Source organism: Exilispira thermophila, from assembly GCF_055389015.1.
Genome location: NZ_AP042476.1, coordinates 852023 through 873412, shown reverse-complemented (window position 1 = coordinate 873412; position 21390 = coordinate 852023). Strand labels below are relative to the sequence as shown.

The following is a 21390-nucleotide window of genomic DNA, read 5'->3' as shown; positions in this document are numbered from 1 at the left end:
GATAGAATCTTATTCATTTTTTAAATAACTCAATAATTTAAATTTATTATTAACAAAAAAGGATGAATTTATGTTATATTTTAAGTTTGATTTTATAAGGGACAACAAATTGTTTTAAAAACCCTGCAGGTATGCAAAAGGCAGAATTTATTAGGTTCTGTCAATGTTTGTTCTTCACAATATCCAACCAATTAAAAGTTTTTAAAAAACTTTAAAAAAGAAGTTAAAACACATACCTGCAGGGTTTATATAAATATAATATTATTTGTAAAAAATATCAATTTCTAAAGAGATAAAATGGAGGATAATGATGAGAAAAATTACATATATACTTGTAACATTAATTTTGTTAATTTCTTTAACTACAATAAACATATTTGCGGAAGAAGTTAATAAAGCTTCAATTGGACAAAAGATATTTGCTCAATCTATAGAAAATAATGAAATTACAATCAACAATAATGAAGAAGAGGATTTTGCAGAGCTTGATGCAATAATTGGAGATAATGAAATAAGTGATGAAGAGATGAGCAAAGTTGTAGGAGAAGTTGGTCACAGTTTGGTTTTAACTGGTAGTCATAAACCTTGTGGTGGAGTTCCTAGCAAAAATTATTTAATAAAAGAAAGAGATAAATTAGCATATAAATATAGATTAATAGGTTATGGAATTGAAGGAAGTTTATTTATTAGTGGAATATTTACATATGGAATTGGAACTATAGTCATAAATTCAATTAATGGTATAATATTGTACAATAACATTATAACTTATATTGCTTCAAAAGGTAAATCTGATTTTGCACAAGTAATCAGTCTTCTAATTGCTACAGATAAAATAGAAAAAAAAATACAAAACCGACATTAATGGTGATGGTAAAAGTGGTCTTTAATAATTTATAGGAGAATTAAATGATTTTAGCTTGCATCCTGTTATCTATAAGAATCTATTATTTAAAATAATTTTAAAGGAGAAAAAATATACTCATAACATTTTTTTGAGGTTGGTGCTTTTAATTATAAAATTATAAATTGTTGTATTTTATTAAATAAGGGAAAGATAAATATCTATCATTACAAAAATTTTTTGAGTGGATGTCAGTTGCCAAAGGCTAAAAAGAATATATTATTTGATTTTTTTAAATGTTTTAAAAAGATTAAATAACAAATTAGAAAACTGACTTAATGAGAAAAATTTTTATAATGATAGAATCTTATTCATTTTTTAAATAACTCAATAATTTAAATTTATTATTAACAAAAAAGGATGAATTTATGTTATATTTTAAGTTTGATTTTATAAGGGACAACAAATTATTTTAAAAACCCTGCAGGTATGCAAAAGGCAGAATTTATTAGGTTCTGTCAATGTTTGTTCTTCACAATATCCAACCAATTAAAAGTTTTTAAAAAACTTTAAAAAAGAAGTTAAAACACATACCTGCAGGGTTTATATAAATATAATATTATTTGTAAAAAATATCAATTTCTAAAGAGATAAAATGGAGGATAATGATGAGAAAAATTACATATATACTTGTAACATTAATTTTGTTAATTTCTTTAACTACAATAAACATATTTGCGGAAGAAGTTAATAAAGCTTCAATTGGACAAAAGATATTTGCTCAATCTATAGAAAATAATGAAATTACAATCAACAATAATGAAGAAGAGGATTTTGCAGAGCTTGATGCAATAATTGGAGATAATGAAATAAGTGATGAAGAGATGAGCAAAGTTGTAGGAGAAGTTGGTCACAGTTTGGTTTTAACTGGTAGTCATAAACCTTGTGGTGGAGTTCCTAGCAAAAATTATTTAATAAAAGAAAGAGATAAATTAGCATATAAATATAGATTAATAGGTTATGGAATTGAAGGAAGTTTATTTATTAGTGGAATATTTACATATGGAATTGGAACTATAGTCATAAATTCAATTAATGGTATAATATTGTACAATAACATTATAACTTATATTGCTTCAAAAGGTAAATCTGATTTTGCACAAGTAATCAGTCTTCTAATTGCTACAGATAAAATAGAAAAAAAAATACAAAACCGACATTAATGGTGATGGTAAAAGTGGTCTTTAATAATTTATAGGAGATATAAAAATGATAAATATTAATATTTTTTTATTTATTTTAATTATTCTATGTGGTTTTATTATAATGATATTAAGTTACAATATATATGAATTGGTATATTCTTATAATAAAATAAAAAAAAATAAAAATAAAGTATTGCTTATAAAATCAAAATTAAAAATGAATTTAATTAATTATAAAATTGAAATTTTATATGGACTTCTTTTATTAATAATCTTGTCTATATATTTGTTTTTTAATATAAAATATATTAAAATGTACTTTAATATAAAATATATTATTAGAAGTATTATAATTTTAATACCTTTATTTTCAATTATTTTTTCAATAATATTTCATTTATTTCCTGAAAAAATATTTATAGTTAATAATGATGGTATTATAATTAATAGAAAATATTTTAGTTTTAAAGAGATTACTATTAGAAAGGAAGCAGAAAATGTAATAATTATAGAAATTAAAAATAAATTAAAGAAATATCTATTTAAAAATAAGTATGTAATTTTTTTAGATGAAGTTAAAAATTCAAATTTTGTTAATAAAATTAAAAATTATTTTGTTTAGTTATTTTTAATTATTTGGTTTGATAATTTAAAAAGATTTTTTGTATTATTAAAATCTAAATAAAAATTTTATTGACTTTAAATGTTAATAATTTATCTATACAAAAATAGTTTAAGACATCCTATAATATGTCAACAAAAAAATAAAAAAAATAGGATGTTGACAACCTAATATAATTAGTGTTCTTTGACATTTATATATATCAGGCACAATGAGGTTTAGCAACAAAAACCTTAACAGGATCATAAATAGAGGAATAAGTATACAAATGCCAGATAATTTTAGCAAGTTTAACCATAACTTTAAAAATAGCTTTTTTAGAATTACCTCCTTTATTAATTTCATTAAGGTAAACCTGTTTTAATTCATTATTATGCATTAAAGCAGATACAGCACAACAATATAATTGTTTTTTAACAATAGAGATTCCTTTTGATTTTTGATATGCCCTATCTTTAGAACCACTTTGATCTTTACCAGGGTAAAGGCCAATGTATCCTAAAAATTTATTTACATTAGTAAATTTGTTTAAATCACCACAACAACCAATGATTGTAGCAACTGTTTTTTTACCAACACCAGGGATTGATAAAACAGCTTTTATAGGGTTAATACTATTTTTGTTATTATTATCAGAATAATTAAATTCTAAATTTTTTAATATAAGGTTAATATTTTTTTCTATATTTTTTATTTGTTCAAGAAGAAGTTCTAACACAGTAATTTGATTTCTTAGATTAAATTCATTAGCTTTAATGCCATTATTTGGAGTAATAGAAATTTTAGCAAATTCAATAATTTTTTTAGCTTTATGTTCAGAATTATTGTTACCTTTAATTGATCTAAAAATTTTAACAATATCGTTTTTGTTAGCTTTGGCTAAAGCAAAAGCAGAAGGATATTTTTTTAAAATGGTTCTTGATGTAACATTAAAAGGGTCTCTAAAAACAATATCATACTCATAAAAAGTTTTTTGTAAAATACTTGAAATTCTTCTTTTGAGATTGTATATTTGTTTCATAAGGAAATTGTATTCCTTTATGAGTTCTCTTAGGTTAGAGACATCATTTTCTGGAACCAGTGATTCTTTAATTAATCCAGTAGATAACTGGATAGCAAGATTTAAAGCATCTTGTTTATCAGTTTTAGTATGTTTATTAAAGGATTTAGAGAAATAGGAAGAGGAATAAGGATTAACAAGAGAAATTTTATATCCTTTTTCTCTAATACTAAAGAACACTGGTTTCCAGAAAACATTTGTAGCTTCTAAAGCAAATTCAAAATCATTTTTATTATTTGACAGTTTATTAATAATTTCAAAAAACTTTTTAAAATTCTTAGAATTATGAATTAATTTAAATTTTTTAACAATTTTTCTTTTTTCATTGATAATACAAACTTCAGAAGATTTTTTTGCTACATCAATACCCACAAAAAACATAATTCAACTCCTTTTAATTTTTTTTTAATATCTGGCATTTGCACAACCTCGAATACACAGTGAGACGAATAACTTCGAATCCTGTAACATCCTGAATATTTGCTAAACAGCCTGATATATAGATTTAAGATGGATAAAATCAAAATTCTTAATTAAGTCTTTAAAAAGACAAGGAGATTTCTATTTGTATTTTATCCATTAAACACATACTATATTTATTATCCCTAATATTATTAGGTTGTCAATAGTACTTTTATTTTTAATATATTATACGAGGAGAATTTATGGGATTTAATTTAAAAGGTAGGTCATTATTAACTTTAAAAGATTTCACTCCATATGAAATTGAATATTTAATTGATCTTGCTATTGATTTAAAAAAATTAAAAAATATGGGAGTTTCTGGAAAAAATTTAGAAAATAAAAATATTGCATTAATTTTTGAAAAACCTTCAACAAGAACAAGAGCTGCATTTGTAGTTGCATGCGTTGATGAAGGTGCTCATCCAGAATACCTTGGTAAAAATGATATACAGTTTGGTAAAAAGGAAACTGTAAAAGATACTGCAAGAGTTTTAGGTAGAATGTTTGATGGTATTGAATTTAGAGGCTTTAAACATGAAACAGTTGAAGAATTAGCAAAATGGTCAGGTGTTCCTGTATGGAATGGTTTAACTGATAAATTTCATCCAACACAGGTATTAGCTGATTTTATGACAGTTAAAGAAAAATTTGGGTATTTAAAAGGTATTAAATTTGCTTTTGTTGGAGATGGTAGAAATAATATGGCAAATTCTTTAATGATTGGTGCTGCTAAAATGGGTATGGATTTTAGAATTGTTGCTCCTAAATCTTTATTTCCAGAAAAAGAACTTATTGAATATTGTGAAAACATTGCAAAAGAAACTCATGGAAAAATAACAATTACTGATAATATTGATGAAGGTGTAAAAGATGCTCATGTTATTTATACAGATGTTTGGGCTTCAATGGGTGAAGAAGAAAAAATTCCTGAAAGAATTAGATTATTAAAACCATATCAGATTACAATGGACATGATTAAAAAAACTGGAAGAGATGAAGTTATATTTATGCACTGTTTACCATCATTTCATAACCATGATACAGATGTTTCTAAAAAATATCCTGAAATACTTGAAGTTACAGAAGAAGTTTTTGAATCAAAACATTCTGTTGTTTTTGATGAAGCAGAAAATAGAGTTCATACTATAAAAGCGGTTATGGTGGCAACATTGGGAAAATAATATTTAAACTATTGAAAAAAAATGAAATAAGATATTAATAAATTATTAAAAAAATATATTCTTAAAAAAAATTAATATAAAAATAAAATTGGAGACTTTCCTTAAGTATTTTATACTAATGGAAAGTCTCTTTTTTTTAAAGAGCAAATTTGACTTCTTTTATTTGTTTAATTTCATTGTAAATTTTATCTAATTCGTTTTTTGAAGTAACATAAATTTCAAAAGTATATGAGATGTATTTTTTATTTTTAGAAAATTTATACATTGGTCTATCTTTAAGTTTTTTGTTGGTTAAAAAATCAATTATTTTTTCCCCAAATTTTTCATTGTTTACACCAATAACTTTAAAAACCCACCATGCAGGAAATACATATTTAACTTTGATATGTTTTGCTAAATGTTCAAGTTCAATATATTTTTGTTTATTTTCTTCAAATGGGATAAAAAAATTTTCAGGATCAATTTTGTAATCAGACACAATTTTCTCCATTTTTTTTTTAAATTAATTAATAAGAGTTATTAGTCAATTAATAATTATTTTTATTTTAAAAATATTAATTTATGGTAATTTTTCAAAGAAGATTTTAAATAATTGATATTGTTTGTTATAATAAAATGGTATATTAAAAAATATATTTAGTTAAATTATTAAAAAATATTTTATTCTGTTTTATTTTTAGGAAATAGTTTAATTTAATATATTACCTTTTAATTTATTATACTATCTTTTAATTTGTTATATATCATTAGATTATTTATTACACTGGTTTTTAAAATTAATAATATTTTATATTATTAACAAAATTTATTTTATTAAATATACCTTATATTAATATTATATAGTTAAATTTAATAAATTTACTTTTATTTTAATATGCTATACAGGAGGAGTTTTTTAATGAATACAGAATTTGAGAATCAAATGAAAAGTATTTTGGACACATACAATAAACTTTTAAATCAATTAGCTGATATTAAAATTATTCAAAATCAAAAATTATATAAAGAGATTGGTAAAAAGAAAGCATCTTTAGATGAACTAGTCCAGAAAATTAATTTGTATTTTAAAATTAAGGAAGAAATTGATGAAGCTAATGAAATTATTTCTGAAGGTGGTGATGAAGAATTTGTAGAAATGGCTAAAGGTGAATTAAAAGAAAATGAAGAAAAACTGGAAAATATAATTAATGAAATAAGATTTTTAATGTTACCAAAGGATCCTAATGAAGGAAAGAATGTTATAGTTGAAATTAGAGCAGGGACTGGTGGAGATGAAGCAGCACTATTTGCAGCAGATCTATTTAGAATGTATTCAAGATATTGTGAAAGAAAAAGATGGAAAATGGAAATTATTTCTATGAGTGAAACAGGAATAGGTGGATTTAAAGAAATAATATTTTATGTAAAAGGGGAAAATGTTTATAATTATTTAAAGTTTGAATCGGGAGTTCACAGGGTTCAAAGGGTTCCAGAAACAGAATCTCAGGGAAGAGTTCATACTTCTGCTGTTACAGTTGCAGTCCTACCAGAAATTGAAGAAACTGAAATTAATATTGATCCAAAAGATTTGAGAATTGATGTTTATAGAGCTTCAGGTCATGGTGGGCAACATGTAAACAAAACTGAATCAGCTGTTAGAATTACTCATATTCCAACAGGAATAGTTGTTACATGCCAGGATGAGAAATCGCAATTGAAAAATAAAGCTAAAGCAATGAAAGTATTAAGGGCTAGAATATATGAATTAGAGGAAAGTAAGAAAAATTCTGAGTTAGCCAATAAAAGAAGGGAATTAATTAAAACAGGAGATAGATCAGAAAAAATTAGAACATATAATTACCCTCAATCAAGGGTTACCGACCATAGAATCAACCTTACTCTTTATAAGTTACCTCAAATTATGGATGGTGACCTTGAAGATATTTTAAATGCTTTAATTGTAAATGAAAAAGAACAACTTTTAAAAATGAATAATTTTTAAATTAAATAAAAATAATATTTTTTACATTAACTCTCATCAATTTTCTTGTGCTAATTTGTATCTTTTGCCAGTATGCTTTTATAAATTGTAATTTTTTATCCAATTTTTTCATTTCTTTACTTATGTTTACTCCTCTTTTCTTGATTTATTCAAAATTTTATAAATCTTTTCAAGAATATAAGATGATACTTTTTCAATTTCATAATCTGTGCATTCAAAACTTGTAAATGGACCTTTTTTCTTTAATCCTAAATCTTTCTCCAGATTTATGTAATCATTATAACTTATATGGATATTCTCTAATATTTTTTTAGCACATTGCTGATGACATCCATCTATCACAATAAGGTGATTAATTTTTTGCACAAGCATTACTTGCCTGGGAACACTATTAGCCAATGAAGGTAAAGAACATATTCCTACTTGATTATTATCTATCTTTTCAATTACTCTAAAGACAGCAGAACCTGTTATGTAACCTGCATTTGATGCACCACTATTGCACATAATAATCCCTATTTTAGGTATTTTAATGTTGTTTTCCATTTTTATCTCTCCTCCTATAAAAATCAATATTAAATATTAAAAAATCTGCTAATTTATATAAACGAGGTAAAACCTGAAAATTTTTGCTTTCAGGCAACGGAATAATCTTTATCTAACAATATATCATTTGATTTTGTTGGATCATATTCTGAAACCTTTTTTAATAATGTCCATACCAATTTACTTAATTTTCTTGAAGTTGCTATTATTGCTTTTCCCCTTCCTTAATATATTTGCTGTTTCATCTTTCTCTTCTCATCTTTGAAAGCTCTTTCTCTATTTCTGATATTAAACTTTCTATACTATTTATTGTTTTTATTATCCCTGATACTATACTTTTTTTTATTGGGTCCGATATTTGTTCTATAATTTTTACCCTTCCTGTTTTTGTATTAAGCTGTCCATTCTTTGTTTCTATACCCATTTCTAACATTATTCCATGTATTTGATTCTTTAAACTTACATTGGTCTTTTTTAATACTGACCTATGCTTTAATAAATCTCTTAAATTTTTACTATCTTCTTTACATAAATTTACTTCTGGTATCATGTCTTTCGATAAAAATTCTGCTAATGTCCTTGCATCATGTTTATCTGTTTTGTTTATTGATTCATTTATTACTTTAAACTTTAAGGTATTTACTACATGTACTTTAAATCCATAATTTTCCATTTCTCTTTTAAAATATCTTGTATTTCCTGTAGATTCTACTGCTATTTCAATTTCTTCTGGTTGGGATAATTTCTTTAACAATCTTACAAATTCCATATATCCTTCTTTTTTTGTAGAAAATTTCCAATTAATATCTGCAATCCTTTGTTCTAAATTTTTTATACATACTGTCATTTGATGCTTGTGTAAATCAACTCCAACTGATAGTTTCATCTGCCTCCTCCAATTATTTTTTTTAATTGAAAGCAGATTCTTTACGATATTTATTACAGAGAATAATCCATTCTCCTATTCAATCTGGATTGTTAAAATCCGATTATTATGTTGATTCGGCTGTAGGCTCTTCATTCTCCTAAACGGTCTTTTTGACCAAATTAAATGTCGAACCTAAGCCTATCTGCTTTCAGGTTTATTTTCGTTGCCTGAAAGCAGTTTCTTTATCCCCTGCTATTGATTTTTATCACATCTCTTTTTTTCAATATATAAAAATTAATAAAATTGTAAATTCATCTTATTTATTTATTTTGACAAATTATGTAATGAAATAGATTATGTGTATATGGAGTCTATAAAGGTGATTTAGAAGAGGGATCAGCAAGATATATAACCCTATACTTGACTATCAGCTGAATTTGTAATTTTATTTTCAAAAAAAATGTTGATACTTTAGACAGGTTTACATTCCTGGGTAAATAGTGTTGTAACTAAATTCTTAACATATATTGGACATAAATATAAAGATGTGTCCTATTAATAGGACGAAATATATTACAGAATAGTAACAGGTTAATTTAAAAAGCCAATACAATTGGAATAGAAGGGTAATATACATAAAGATTTCAAGTAATGTTAAATTAATTTTATTAAACTTAGATTTAAATTTTCAATTTATATAAATTATAATAGAAGGAACTTATACCTTTTCGACCATAGATAGATGTTTTTGTTGTCACACATTGTATTCTTTTTTAATATTATTTATATAATTTTTAAAAATATCAGGTTATGATTTTGAAGACATCTAATGTTCTAAGATATATAGAAAAAACATTGGAATACTGCAAATATCTGGAGATTACTTGCCTTTCAGATATATATTTTTTTATTTAGATCCGCATTTTTACTGATAAAATTCCATCCGAAAACTTCCTCATTATAATAAATCAGGAATTTGTAGCTATTATTAAAAATAATCAAATTTGTGCTTGCTTTAAATCATTTAAAAATATTGTCTCCAAGTTTATCAAGATATTCATGCACACCTTTCAGCATTTTAGGTTTTTTAATATTATTCATTTTAATAACCTTGCCTAATTCGAATAATCTTTGTTTCAATTTATCAAATGCCTGTGTAACTACATCAAAAATAGGCTCATATAATTTGCTGAAAGATTCCACATTCCTTGTTTCCGGTTTTTGATAACTTTTTTTGATGTATGCGACATTTTCATACAATTGTAGTAGAGTTAAAGATGTGGTGAAGTAGAAGCGACCAAAGAATTACAACACATGACATCAAGTTATATGATGTTTTAGGCTTTGCAAGCAAAAGTTTTCAAAGTAAACGGATGTTTTTTGAAAAAGTTAGTCAATATAAATTTTATTTTGTTGATTTTTCAACCTTTCTAATAATTCATCATATAGTATTATCTCAATATTTTTGAGTGACATTCTTAAAATTCTAAAATCTTCCATTTTATTATCATTATCAAGCTGGGAATTATTACCTATTAACAAAAATACTCTAGGTTTTACAATTTTAACTGATATATTATTTTCTCTCTTTATATCAGCAGCTAATGTATCCTTTTTTGATATTGCATTATATAAATATTTCTCAGCTTGAGTAATTGCTTTTATAGCATCTGTTGACCAATAATAATTACCTCTATCTTTATTTTGGGATAAAAGAGAAGTTGTAGGTTTTTTTATTTCAAAAATATCTAGAAAACCTTGAGAATCAATTAATCCAAAATCAACTTTTCTAGATGTTGATAAGACTAGATTTAACTCTGGAATTATTGACACATATTTTGAATCTAAAAGATATAGATTTTTTTGTAGAAATTTACCCCATTTTGTTTCATGAGGATTTTTTTTCAATAGCGTTTCAAATTCATCCAAAATTTGTTTAATTGCAATATCATCAACTTTTAATTTTGCTAAACCTAACAACTTATGTTTATTTATAGATTCATTATATTTAGATTTTAGTAATTTACTAAAGAAAGCCATTATTTTATCAATATCATCTTGAGTTAATATATCTATTATTGACGGATCAAGATTATTAATAACTTTTTTAGCCTTTTTGTTTTTTGTGATACCTTTTGATTTATATTGATCAGGAAATTCTTTAGCAAAAAAATCATCTACAGCAATACTTCTCTCATTCTTTGCTTCGTGAAATAAGATAGAAAGATATTTAGATAGAGTTTTAATTGAATCATAATTAATAATTATCTTTGTCCCATTTTTCAATTTACGAATTGAACTTGATTTATTTTTTGATATTATAATATTTTTTGCGTTTATTTCCTTTAATTTCTTATCAATGTAATAAGATAAACCTGCTTTAAAATAACCTTTTTCATTCATTATATCAGGTAATTTTGAAAAACCATCGAAAATAATTTTTTCTTTACTATGTAATTTCGGATAAAAAAATATTTTTTCTTTACTTTTATAAATTTTAAAAACTAGATGTTCTTCTTCAGGATATTTTTCATTAAAAATATATACTTTTTGAACATCATCTGATATGTTTTCATATCTAATATCAAATCCCATTTTTTATCCTTTAAATTTCATTTTCAGGGTCAAATATGACAAATCTAAAAAATTTATAAGCTGTAAATATCATATAATAGTCAAGTGTATGATCAGTTACGCATTTTTTCCTCACTTTGCTTCAATTTTTACTTCTGTTTATTTTATTCATATCTATTTTATTTTTAAGACTTTTAACGTCATTGCTTATACACAATGTTGTGCCATGTGTTTTTTCATTCTGTTCAATACTTTTAATTTTACTAACATTTTTTTCAGTAGCGGTTTGCTGTACACTGGCTATTCATAATCAATTTTTGTTTCTTCTATTTTTTTTAATTCGGTATCTATTATTTTTTTTATTTCTTCAATTTTTTTGTATTTATTGGCTATTTCTTTTTGTGCCTCCAGGTTAAATTCTCCATTTGGTTTTATTGGAATTGGGATAAGGATATTTTTAATTTTGCTTTTCCCCGCTTTATTTTTAAACCCGAAAGAATATTTTTTAAATTCATTTTCAATAGTATACTTTAAAAAAATATAATCTAATGATTTAATATACTTATCTTTAATGATTAATGGAATAACTTTTTCAGATAAACTGAATTTACCTTCTCTAAAATGAGCCACCCCAATAGAACCATCAATATTCCAGGTTAAACAATCATTGAAATATTTAATTCCTTTTAAATTATCAGCAACATAACCATATTCAACATTATTAGGGTCTTTTGACGCTGAATAAACAGGAATAGTTCCCTTATGTTTATTTATAAATGTTTTAGTAAATTTACTATTATTAGTTTCTCTCGTAAGGTCAAATATTTCATCAATTTTTTTTAGAGAGAAGTTATATTTTTCTTTTATTTCAATTTTGACTTCTTGAACTTTTTCTCTGTATTCTTTTACTTGTTTTTTTATTTCTTGAATGGCATTGTAACGCTCTATTACTTCTTTTTGTTTTTCAATATCAATATTTCCGTTTTTATCTATCGGAATTAATATTTTGACTTTTGACATATTTTTCAAAGAAGCACGCAATCCCCTATCAAAACCATATATATGTTTCACACTTTCTAATTGTATCATTAAATATTTTGGTAAAATATTGTCAGATAAAATTCTGATTACACCACAATGATCTGTTGAAATGAAAGGTGTATTTTTAGGAATTGCGTTAAATTTAAAATCTCCATCAATACCCCATAAAACAAAATTATTATCAAAGTTTGCTATATTACTTTTATCTGAATAACCAACAGGTTTAAAAACATTTGCACTATATATTGGAATATTACCAGAGAAATTTACAATGTCTTTTTTTAGAATCCTTTTACCAATAGATAAATCAAAAAATGATTTATCACTTAAAGAAATTTCTTTAAATTCACTTATTTCTTTTTTTTTTACAGAAACTTCTTTTGCTATTTCACTAAATTCTTCAAGAGTAGAAGAAATATCTTTAATGAGTTCACTAAATTCTTCTATTGTAATAATATTTTCTTTTTCTTCAATTCCAAGTTCAATTTTTTCTTCCTTTGTCCACCATCTATCAATTGACCAATGTTCATTGGCTTGAAATTTTGATATTGGTTGGATTTTACATCTTTTGTCTGTGTTTATTTTTTCGAAATTTGATTTATTCCCTTTGAAAAAAGAAAAAAGTGTAACTGCTTCCTGTAAATCATTTTGTTCAATATCAAAACGATAAACATCTCTTGTTTCGCCTATTTCACTTACAAGATATGTAAATACAGGATCTGTTTGTTCTATATTTTTGTCTCTTTTTTTTGTTAAAGCAAGGATATATGTTTTTTTGGGTGTAGTAAAAAAAGTTTTTTCTGGTAAAGAAATTATAGCATCAATAAAACATTCATCTAACAAAAATTTACGCAGTTTTGCATCGTTTTGTCTATTAAAAATTCCATCAGGAACAACAATAAAAGCTTTTCCTCCAGGTTTTAAAGCTCTAACAATCCACTCCATAAATAAGCCTTCAACGCCCATTGCGTTTACCTTATAATATTTTTCAAGTTCCGCAACCTTTTTAATTTCTTCTTTTAAATTACTACTACCACTTGTTACATAAGGTGGATTGGTTAAAATTAGATCGTATTTTTCTTTTACAGGGTCAGCAAGTGTTCCAAGAATTGAATTTGTTTTTAATATAAAACTTTCATTGAAAAGTTTAGCAAAATCTTTTGTTAAACCTGGATTTTCTTTTATTAAATCTGAAAAATAAATCAACATATTTGCTTTTGCCAATATGATTGTTTTTTGTTCGTCTTTATCAAATCCTTTATCAAATCCGTGAATAGTTATTTTAGGTTTGATGCTGTTCTTTTCAATTTTGTAAAATTGGTCAAGTTTTGTTTTAATTGGCTCTAACAAGAATTTTCCAACGCCACAAGCAGGGTCGCAAATCTTAATACCTTCTTTTATTTCATCTTTTGCCATTTCAACTACAGCACGAACAACTTTTAACGGAGTAAAGAATTGTCCCCAATTTTTCTTACTGATACTTTCTTTTAAAAAACTTTCAAATAATTGGCTTTTAAAGTCATAGTCAATATGTTCAAGCTTGCCGTAATCTTTAAATCTCAATAAAACTTTTTTGAAAACCGTGCTGTATCCGGCTACGGCTTTTTGGTCTTTACTGACAAAGATAGTTCCGTTTATAATAGTTGTATTGTCAATATCATTTTTAGGAAATAACTCTTTTATTTTGGGTCTAATATTTTTTGCATAATATTCTAATACAAATTCACTATTCCGTTTTTCATAAAGGTTAAGTAAGTAATCAAAATTTTCAGGGTCTTGTAAAACTTCTAAATCACTTAAATACTTGAAAATAAAAAGTTCTACAAATGTATAAAGGCAATTTTCAGGTGTTGCCCCACTAACTGACCATATATCTTGCCAAATTTGTTTTGCGAGGTCAGTTGGATTTACTAACTTTTTTGGTTTTATTTGGTCATTTTTCTCATTAATTGAATTTATTATTTTTTCAATTAATTCGGGTAATCTCTCATCTTTAAAATCAAAATTATATTTTAAAGTTTTTCCGTCCTCGTCTTTTATTTTATTCCCTGTTTCTACATTTATCCAAATACTTTCTTTGCTATCAGTTGCGATTAGGATATTTGCTTTGAGTTTCTGTGCAACCGTTAGTTCTTGCTTAACAGCTTTTTGTTTTTTTGCTTCGGTATTAAATTCAGAAGGTTTTTTATATTCAATAACTGCAATTACATTTTTCTTCTGAACAATTAAAGCATCTACCTTTTTCTTCTCTTCTTTACCATAATCAACATTTCGGATAATACCATTTTCTTTGAGTTGTTTAATTGTTGTAGCACCTATATTATAAAAATCCCATTTTCCAATTTTTTCTGGGTTTTTTATTAAGTCTTTTTGTATTAATTCTTCGCTCATAGTAATTGCCTTTAAAATTCTAAATTATTTTGTTTGGTATTGGTTGTTTTAAATACTTCACTTTTTTTCTGCAACCTTAAAAACTATTTCTAAAACTTGGTTTTTATAAACTTTATATACGAATTTGTCACTAATATATTTTTCTTGTAATGTTTCAAAAGAAATTTTAATTTTTTCAGCAAGTTTTGGTAATAAATTTTCTTTAAAACTAATTTTATTATTTTCAATTTTAGTAATTGTCGACATACTAAACCTCTAAATCATTATAAGATGAATTTTATTTAATACATTTTTTTTACATAATTTTTCATGTATTTGCTAAAACTTTCCATATTTCTCTTTTTAAAAAACAAATGTCAGCAATATTACTATTTTATTTGTGTATTTGCTTTTTGATAACTCAATCATATTTTTCATCTATCTTTTCTCGCATTAGATACAACATTATAAGAATAGGCGAAGTTTATCATGGTCCAATTTGAGTGAAACGAAGTGTACCCGCCTATTCGATGTTATAAGAAGTACTTGACTTTTTATTTTAATTTTTCTCAAAGTATACCTATGTAATTTGAGAACAGTATAAGTTATTTATTAACTTCTGTGCTTACTCTATCTATCAGTTCTTGAACTTTAGAACTGTGAATTACCTCTCCTAAACCTAAGTATACCTGAGATTCGTTTTCATTTCTTTTAAATGTTTTGGAAATTACTCCTAAAAAAAGCACTCTATTACCAATTGTGATACCATTTCGAGTGGAATAGGAGCCACTGTTTATAATTAATACAGGACTACCACTCGAGCCGGGATAAACACCTGCATCAATTAGGAATCGATGCTCCCCATTGAAATTATTCCAGACAGGTGTTGCGGTTATTCCTTTTCGAACAATAGGAGTATTATTTTTCCGATCATATAAACCACTTGGATAACCAATAAAAGTAATTTCTTCTATTGCTGATAAATCATTTAAAACACTATCTTTAGGGATAATTGTTTCATCGATTGATCTAAAAAAAACTTCAATATTTTTATTTGAAAGCTGATTCAAAATTGGACCTATTGGAAAAATAGCAAGATCATTCGCTTCATCTTTAAAACGAGTCAGCATTTCAGCGGGAATTTCAACTGTAATTTTTTCTGTTAATATAGGTTCTTCACCATTTTTTTTAATTAACGAAAGAAATCCTTTTTTAGCTCCAGAAACAACATGATGATTTGTAACAATAAATGGAATACTTGTATTCTCAGATATTTTCTTTATATAGAAGAAGCCAGTTCCTGTTTCTATTTTTCCTTCTTTTTCAATCCACAACGGTACAGTTATAAAAATTATTTGTGTACTAATGTCATTGATATTCACAATTTATCCTCCAATTCATCTTTATTAAAATAGATATCAATTATACTCTGAATGGTAGTTGCAGAGTTATTTGAAGTTTTTGCTATAAATATTTTATACATAATAGTAAAAATGAGAGTGCCCATACTAATTAAAGGTACCACAATATAAAATAAAATACCTAAATTGTCTGTTAAACTTAATCCTGATAACAATGCACTTAAAGTTGCTCCCAATCCTAATGTAGTTATTCCCAATGAAATCTCATCCCACTTGATTTTATTTTGCTTAATATTTTGCAATTCTTTATATATTTTACTAATGTCACTTCTTTTAATTGGACGTACAAAATCATTTTTAGTATTAATTTTAGGAATAACAGGGAGTTGTTCAGTCTGTACTATTCCATTTTCATTTTCAGTTAGTACAATATCTGCTACAGGTTCAGATTCTACATTTGGTTCTGGTTCAATAAAGTCACTCATGTTTTCCTCTCTTTTCTTTCAAGCTAGGATATTAAGGTCTTTTTTTTTAATATGTCTCAAGTATTTATTTTAACTCGTTTATATCCTAAGTTAGTTCAGATATACCTTCCGCTGGTTGAAGCTTTTTTTAATTGAATATGGCTATCCTTCATTTTTATTATTATTTCCCAGTTCAATTTTAATATATAAGATTTTTATTTCCCTTGCCATTTCATAAAGATTAAATTTTACTAATTTTAAATATTTTGTGTTTTTCTCAAAGATCATTACTTATTCTAAATTTTCCATCATATGTTTAACTTCTTTTGAGTTTTAAAAAACTAATTATCATTAAACATAGATTAATAATAAAAAGAAAAAAATCAAGTACATTTTTAAAAAAATCCTTTTCAGAAAGGGTAGGGATGAATTTCATTGCCGATTTTTTAGCTTTTTTTAAATTATCAATTGTAACACTTGACTAAAAACATTACATTTTTTCCATTTCTCTAAATTCTTTCAATATAATAACAAGTTGAGTTGTTTGGTGTAAAATTGCATTTGTTTATGTATATGCAAAAGACTGTAATATATCCAAATATACCCAAAATGTTTGTTATGTTCTAATTTTCTTAAATATCTTTAGTCCATACTCCAGTGTATTCTTCAATAATTATCTTTTTATGATTTATAATATCTTCTTTCATATAATCTCCAAAGAAAAAGCCCATTATTCTAGCTGCTTCTTTAAAATTAGGGAATTTATAATCTGTTCTTAAAACTACTTTTTTAAATTTATATTCCTCTTCCATCAAATTATAGAAATTTCCCAACACTTCAAGAGAAAATGTTGGTTCAGAAACATTTGTTCCCAATGATTCAATTATTACAATTTTACCATTTCCATCTAATATTTTGATAATTCTATTATAGATATTTGCAAATATTTTCTTAAAATTTTCTTTATTTTCAACTATAGTATGACCAAAGCTCCAGCCTTCAATAAAAACATCTATATTTTGATTTAATAACGAGAGATTACAATTATCAGAGATATTCAGCATCAACTTGTCAGAGAAAACTTTTAAATTATTCGCACATTGTTTTAACATGTGATTTTCTCTATCAAATCCATAACAAAATTTAACTTTATCAATATACAATCTAGTTAATCGACCTGTTCCAATTCCTGCTTCATATACTGATTTATTTTCCCAATTAGTTATGTTTTTTATATATTGAGCCAAATTTTCTTCATAATCTTCCGCTGATACAAGTTCATCATAATTGGTTGAATATTTTTTATATATTTCCATCATACCAGGCATTAGTTTTTCTCCTATTTATTAATAATATAGTACATTTTTCATAAAAAAACTTGCAATATTTAAAATCATACAATCAATTTGTATCTTCTACTCTTTTTAATTTTATTTTCAGGTAATTTTCTATGTTTTCTATGAAATCTTGAATTTATTATTTCATTTTTATGATATTTATTTTTCTTATTTATATTTTTATTTTTTTCCTTGTTTTATAGTTCTAATGGTTTTCACACATACTACCAGGTTCATAATATATTACATTATTAGTTTTTCTTAATTATTCTTTGCCTTACCATTCATGGCAATGAACTATAGAGCTAAGCCAAGTATTTAATTTAACAGTTAGATACTATACTCGCTGACGAAGTAGGTGACATGAGGTGCAAATAACTTGTTTCTTGAGGTATGATGTTAAATTACCTACTAAATGGCTTTAATATCAACTTAATTTTTATTTAATCCAAATGCACGAGAGCCTAACTTTTTCTTATAAAAATTTTCTCTCGCAATAACTTCATTTTTTGTCAAACTTTTTGGTAATGTTTGCAATATAGAAAATTCAAAATTATATTTATATATATTATTATTTTTAGTAAGTGCAATCAATAAATCATTACCACCATTACCATTTTTAACATAATTTTCCCACCGACCCCAAATCCCGTTTTCGCCATATGCTGAACCAATATATTGTTTCCCTGTTTTAGTATCTAAAATCAAATATATACCATTAACTTCTGAAAGCATTTCTTTCCATTTTTTATTAGCATCTGGATAAGAATAAATCAATTCTAACTCTTTAAATTCTAATATAAAATCCAAATAACCAGGAAATTCTTTAACATAACCTTTTGGTAAGATTTGTATAACTTCTTTTTCAATATCCCATTGATGCCATGCTAAGGTGCTTTTTCCCCAATCAATTATTACTCTATTTTCAAGATCATCAAAACCAGAAACTTTTTTTAAGTCATACCAATAATCAAAATTTAAAAATTCATCCCATTGCTTTTTATATATGAATTCTTTAGGTAAAGGATGATTTTTCCCTGGTTCACCTTTGCTAGTAACCGAAAAAATTCCATAAAATTTTGCTTTAGTATTTTCTATTCCAATAAAGGAGATTATATAGTCACATTTATCAAAAATTGGTTTAGATTGGTAAGATTGATATATTTCTAGCTGATTATATAGTACTAATTTATTAACATCAAAACGATTATCTTTATGTCTAACCAATTTAACTTTTTTTGAAAGATCAAAATTTTTCATCAACAATATATCTTTTAAGTTCATATCATATCCTTTATTGTTTTTTATAGAATCTCTATTAATTATACTTTTATTTTGGGAGTATTACTAATTCAATTAGTTATTAAACATTGTATGGCAGGAATCTGAAGTTCTTATTAGTGGATTTGGCCGAAACATAGCTAAGATATATACTTGCCTTGTTAGGCGATAGTGTGTAAGTCATAGCGGAACTCCTCTTTGAATAGCTTTGTTGAGTTTTCCCATTATATATCCAATTCCTTGGCAATCAGATAATGGTGCATAAATTTCCTTTTGATGAAAGACTACTTTTACCATATTTACATAATTCTTCCCACCTAAAACTACTATTTTGTTGAATCTATCCAATCTTTTTTCTATTACTTGGTTAGAAAGTTCATTTAAAGAAATTGGGTTTGTGTTTTTGTCATTAAAACTTACATTATATGGTCCTGGGACAATTTCATCTGGGAACAGAAATCCATATTTTGCAGATAGAATATACCAAGAGGATGGAAAAAATTTCTCTGCATATTCTCTACACTTTTTAGCAAAAGTACCTATATATACATTTCTTGCTATGGTAGGTCCTGCTTTTGGTTTTTCATCCCATATCTTTCTATTTCCGCAAGGAATTATACATAAAGTTTTCATGTTTCCACTTCCACAATACTACCTTCTATTTTAACTCGTCCTTTAATGCAAAACTCTTTTATCTCACATCTATGATAGAATGGGCAATTTCCGGTGTTCTTATCTCTCTTTGCACATCCATATTTTGAGAGATGCCAGAGAGGTTCATCTATGTCCAAAGCAATCATAGGTCTATTTTTAACATTTAAACCTTTCACGCTCTTAAACCATGCTTTTCTAATGTATTTAAACAAGTCATTTAGATTCCCTTTGAATTGTCCTCTCACAACCCCTGTAGTTAGAGTAGATCTGGCTACATGAATATCCACAGGAATAGGGACTTCATCTAAATTTTCTAATTCTGTAATACCAACATTATCCCTAAGCATTCTCAACCATAAAGGGCCAATCTTATCTCCGCGAAGATATAGATAATCAGGCTTCCACTGGCTATTATACAAATGATTGTCTTTTTTTAATCGTTCTAAAATTTTTGGCGCATCCCAATTACAACTTTGAAGAAAGTTTCTTGGGTCACCGTTCCATTTTTTATAAAATGTTACCCCTATTGTTTTCCAGATATAGGCATCCTTTTGTGGTTTCTTTGATAGTCCGTATTTTTGCATATCCTCAATAATTTTTTTAAAAGGGGTTTCTTGTAAATCTTTAGGATCAAATAAATATCTTGTTTCTGAGTCCTCAAAAGTCTTTCTTGAAGCATTCCATAATACTAGTGCATCTCTTTGATAATCTATAGCAACTGTTAAAGTTATGAACATGAGATGTTCAATTGATCCCCTAACTACACCTTTTGGCATTATATCCTCAGGCATGTCATTTCTTCCATGAATACCAATAGTTGAAAACAAATTATATAGGTGTTCTGCTACTTTCTTTCCTCTCTCACTATCAATCAATAATCCCATATATTCCTACCTCTTATGCATTTGATATAACTCTGCTATATCCAAAGTTGATTCAGATATAATTCTAATTTGGTAATATAACTAAACTTAGTTTGTATATATCTTTCTATGATTAACCCCCTTTTGATTAAATATAAATTATCCCTTATTTTTACACTTCAATTAAAAGCTATATTATAATAAATTCGTTTTATAATTTTATTATTATCTCTCCAAAATTTTCCATCATATGTTTAATTTCTTTTAAGATTACCAATATATATTATCATTTAACATTTTATAATAATATTATGTAAAGTAAAGAAAAAAAATAAAATCAATTTTCAAAAAAAATCCTTTTCAATAAGAGTAGGAATGAGCCTCATTACTAATCTAAAAATATAAAAGAATAAAATATTTTTCCGTGACCGGTGCAGTTAATAATAAAATTGAAATTGGTATATTTAGTTAAATAAGTTGAATTAATATATATATATCCTAATTAAAATTTCTTGACTGGATTACAGTTGCCAAAGGCTGAAGAGAAAAAAAATAAATATTTCTGTTTAATATTATAAAAGATTAAATTTAATGATTATATAACTGTACTAAGGAAAGAAATTTTAATTAGGATATAATTTATTCTATTTTTTAAATATCCCAATTCCAATTT

At 25.3% G+C, this 21390-nt stretch carries 20 protein-coding genes; 5 read left to right on the top strand and 15 right to left on the bottom strand.

Going from position 1 to position 21390, the window contains the following annotated elements:
- Positions 1-310: 310 nt before the first annotated feature.
- The 3 genes from ACZ5EC_RS03800 to ACZ5EC_RS03790 all read left to right on the top strand — a co-directional run bounded on the left by ACZ5EC_RS03800 (position 311) and on the right by ACZ5EC_RS03790 (position 2671).
- Positions 311-865: a hypothetical protein gene (locus tag ACZ5EC_RS03800; protein ID WP_464303634.1), complete on the top strand. Its 555-nt coding sequence runs from the start codon at positions 311-313 to the stop codon at positions 863-865.
- Positions 866-1512: 647 nt separating this feature from the next.
- Positions 1513-2067 (top strand): hypothetical protein, encoded by a 555-nt coding sequence (locus ACZ5EC_RS03795; RefSeq protein WP_464303634.1) that lies wholly within the window; start codon positions 1513-1515, stop codon positions 2065-2067.
- A gap of 46 nt (positions 2068-2113) precedes the next feature.
- Entirely contained in the window at positions 2114-2671 is a 558-nt protein-coding gene (locus ACZ5EC_RS03790) for a hypothetical protein (RefSeq protein ID WP_464303633.1), read from the top strand.
- A 202-nt stretch (positions 2672-2873) separates the two neighbouring features.
- On the opposite strand, the gene ACZ5EC_RS03785 is transcribed toward ACZ5EC_RS03790, so the two are convergent.
- The gene (locus tag ACZ5EC_RS03785; RefSeq protein ID WP_464303632.1) at positions 2874-4112 is read right to left on the bottom strand and encodes an IS110 family RNA-guided transposase; all 1239 of its coding nucleotides are present in this window, start codon (positions 4110-4112) and stop codon (positions 2874-2876) included.
- Positions 4113-4396: 284 nt separating this feature from the next.
- On the opposite strand from ACZ5EC_RS03785, the gene argF reads away from it, so the two are divergent.
- A complete protein-coding gene (gene argF, locus ACZ5EC_RS03780) occupies positions 4397-5377 on the top strand; it encodes an ornithine carbamoyltransferase (protein WP_464303631.1) in 981 nt (326 codons plus the stop codon).
- A gap of 136 nt (positions 5378-5513) precedes the next feature.
- Here argF and ACZ5EC_RS03775 read toward each other — a convergent pair whose 3' ends face one another.
- A complete protein-coding gene (locus ACZ5EC_RS03775) occupies positions 5514-5855 on the bottom strand; it encodes an HP0495 family protein (RefSeq protein WP_464303630.1) in 342 nt (113 codons plus the stop codon).
- A gap of 420 nt (positions 5856-6275) precedes the next feature.
- Here ACZ5EC_RS03775 and prfA point away from each other — a divergent pair, with 420 nt between their 5' ends.
- The gene (prfA, locus tag ACZ5EC_RS03770) at positions 6276-7358 is read left to right on the top strand and encodes a peptide chain release factor 1 (protein ID WP_464303629.1); all 1083 of its coding nucleotides are present in this window, start codon (positions 6276-6278) and stop codon (positions 7356-7358) included.
- A gap of 126 nt (positions 7359-7484) precedes the next feature.
- Here the strand turns inward: prfA and ACZ5EC_RS03765 are convergent, their stop codons facing one another.
- The 13 genes from ACZ5EC_RS03765 to ACZ5EC_RS03705 form a co-directional block, all read right to left on the bottom strand.
- A complete protein-coding gene (locus tag ACZ5EC_RS03765) occupies positions 7485-7904 on the bottom strand; it encodes a putative zinc-binding protein (RefSeq protein WP_464303628.1) in 420 nt (139 codons plus the stop codon).
- A 241-nt stretch (positions 7905-8145) separates the two neighbouring features.
- Positions 8146-8790 (bottom strand): IS110 family transposase, encoded by a 645-nt coding sequence (locus ACZ5EC_RS03760; RefSeq protein ID WP_464303627.1) that lies wholly within the window; start codon positions 8788-8790, stop codon positions 8146-8148.
- Positions 8791-9792: 1002 nt separating this feature from the next.
- Complete coding sequence (locus ACZ5EC_RS03755; RefSeq protein ID WP_464303626.1) at positions 9793-9975, bottom strand: hypothetical protein; 183 nt, start codon at positions 9973-9975, stop codon at positions 9793-9795.
- Positions 9976-10161: 186 nt separating this feature from the next.
- Positions 10162-11367 (bottom strand): Shedu immune nuclease family protein, encoded by a 1206-nt coding sequence (locus tag ACZ5EC_RS03750; protein ID WP_464303625.1) that lies wholly within the window; start codon positions 11365-11367, stop codon positions 10162-10164.
- A gap of 279 nt (positions 11368-11646) precedes the next feature.
- A complete protein-coding gene (locus ACZ5EC_RS03745) occupies positions 11647-14778 on the bottom strand; it encodes an N-6 DNA methylase (RefSeq protein ID WP_464303624.1) in 3132 nt (1043 codons plus the stop codon).
- Positions 14779-14835: 57 nt separating this feature from the next.
- Entirely contained in the window at positions 14836-15024 is a 189-nt protein-coding gene (locus tag ACZ5EC_RS03740) for a hypothetical protein (protein ID WP_464303623.1), read from the bottom strand.
- Between the two features lie 338 nt (positions 15025-15362).
- Entirely contained in the window at positions 15363-16139 is a 777-nt protein-coding gene (locus tag ACZ5EC_RS03735; protein ID WP_464303622.1) for a S1 family peptidase, read from the bottom strand.
- Entirely contained in the window at positions 16136-16603 is a 468-nt protein-coding gene (locus ACZ5EC_RS03730) for a hypothetical protein (protein WP_464303621.1), read from the bottom strand. Before ACZ5EC_RS03730 ends, ACZ5EC_RS03735 begins: the two co-directional genes overlap by 4 nt.
- A 141-nt stretch (positions 16604-16744) precedes the next feature.
- The gene (locus tag ACZ5EC_RS03725) at positions 16745-16870 is read right to left on the bottom strand and encodes a hypothetical protein (RefSeq protein ID WP_464303620.1); all 126 of its coding nucleotides are present in this window, start codon (positions 16868-16870) and stop codon (positions 16745-16747) included.
- Between the two features lie 344 nt (positions 16871-17214).
- A complete protein-coding gene (locus tag ACZ5EC_RS03720; RefSeq protein ID WP_464303619.1) occupies positions 17215-17910 on the bottom strand; it encodes a class I SAM-dependent methyltransferase in 696 nt (231 codons plus the stop codon).
- 441 nt (positions 17911-18351) lie between these two features.
- A complete protein-coding gene (locus tag ACZ5EC_RS03715) occupies positions 18352-19203 on the bottom strand; it encodes a GIY-YIG nuclease family protein (protein ID WP_464303618.1) in 852 nt (283 codons plus the stop codon).
- A gap of 177 nt (positions 19204-19380) precedes the next feature.
- Positions 19381-19833 carry a DUF6884 domain-containing protein gene (locus tag ACZ5EC_RS03710; RefSeq protein ID WP_464303617.1) on the bottom strand — a complete coding sequence of 151 codons (453 nt, stop codon included), beginning with the start codon at positions 19831-19833 and terminating at the stop codon, positions 19381-19383.
- Positions 19830-20738, bottom strand: coding sequence for a hypothetical protein (locus ACZ5EC_RS03705; protein ID WP_464303616.1), 909 nt, complete (start codon positions 20736-20738; stop codon positions 19830-19832). Before ACZ5EC_RS03705 ends, ACZ5EC_RS03710 begins: the two co-directional genes overlap by 4 nt.
- Positions 20739-21390 lie beyond the last annotated feature (652 nt).

Excerpts from the sequence above, each read along its gene's own strand:
- ACZ5EC_RS03800 (WP_464303634.1), top strand. The coding sequence starts at position 311 with ATGAGAAAAATTACATATATACTTGTAACATTAATTTTGTTAATTTCT.
- ACZ5EC_RS03795 (WP_464303634.1), top strand. The coding sequence starts at position 1,513 with ATGAGAAAAATTACATATATACTTGTAACATTAATTTTGTTAATTTCT.
- ACZ5EC_RS03790 (WP_464303633.1), top strand. The coding sequence starts at position 2,114 with ATGATAAATATTAATATTTTTTTATTTATTTTAATTATTCTATGTGGT.
- ACZ5EC_RS03785 (WP_464303632.1), bottom strand. The coding sequence starts at position 4,112 with ATGTTTTTTGTGGGTATTGATGTAGCAAAAAAATCTTCTGAAGTTTGT.
- argF (WP_464303631.1), top strand. The coding sequence starts at position 4,397 with ATGGGATTTAATTTAAAAGGTAGGTCATTATTAACTTTAAAAGATTTC.
- prfA (WP_464303629.1), top strand. The coding sequence starts at position 6,276 with ATGAATACAGAATTTGAGAATCAAATGAAAAGTATTTTGGACACATAC.
- ACZ5EC_RS03765 (WP_464303628.1), bottom strand. The coding sequence starts at position 7,904 with ATGGAAAACAACATTAAAATACCTAAAATAGGGATTATTATGTGCAAT.
- ACZ5EC_RS03760 (WP_464303627.1), bottom strand. The coding sequence starts at position 8,790 with ATGAAACTATCAGTTGGAGTTGATTTACACAAGCATCAAATGACAGTA.
- ACZ5EC_RS03750 (WP_464303625.1), bottom strand. The coding sequence starts at position 11,367 with ATGGGATTTGATATTAGATATGAAAACATATCAGATGATGTTCAAAAA.
- ACZ5EC_RS03745 (WP_464303624.1), bottom strand. The coding sequence starts at position 14,778 with ATGAGCGAAGAATTAATACAAAAAGACTTAATAAAAAACCCAGAAAAA.
- ACZ5EC_RS03740 (WP_464303623.1), bottom strand. The coding sequence starts at position 15,024 with ATGTCGACAATTACTAAAATTGAAAATAATAAAATTAGTTTTAAAGAA.
- ACZ5EC_RS03730 (WP_464303621.1), bottom strand. The coding sequence starts at position 16,603 with ATGAGTGACTTTATTGAACCAGAACCAAATGTAGAATCTGAACCTGTA.
- ACZ5EC_RS03725 (WP_464303620.1), bottom strand. The coding sequence starts at position 16,870 with ATGATCTTTGAGAAAAACACAAAATATTTAAAATTAGTAAAATTTAAT.
- ACZ5EC_RS03720 (WP_464303619.1), bottom strand. The coding sequence starts at position 17,910 with ATGCCTGGTATGATGGAAATATATAAAAAATATTCAACCAATTATGAT.
- ACZ5EC_RS03715 (WP_464303618.1), bottom strand. The coding sequence starts at position 19,203 with ATGAACTTAAAAGATATATTGTTGATGAAAAATTTTGATCTTTCAAAA.
- ACZ5EC_RS03710 (WP_464303617.1), bottom strand. The coding sequence starts at position 19,833 with ATGAAAACTTTATGTATAATTCCTTGCGGAAATAGAAAGATATGGGAT.
- ACZ5EC_RS03705 (WP_464303616.1), bottom strand. The coding sequence starts at position 20,738 with ATGGGATTATTGATTGATAGTGAGAGAGGAAAGAAAGTAGCAGAACAC.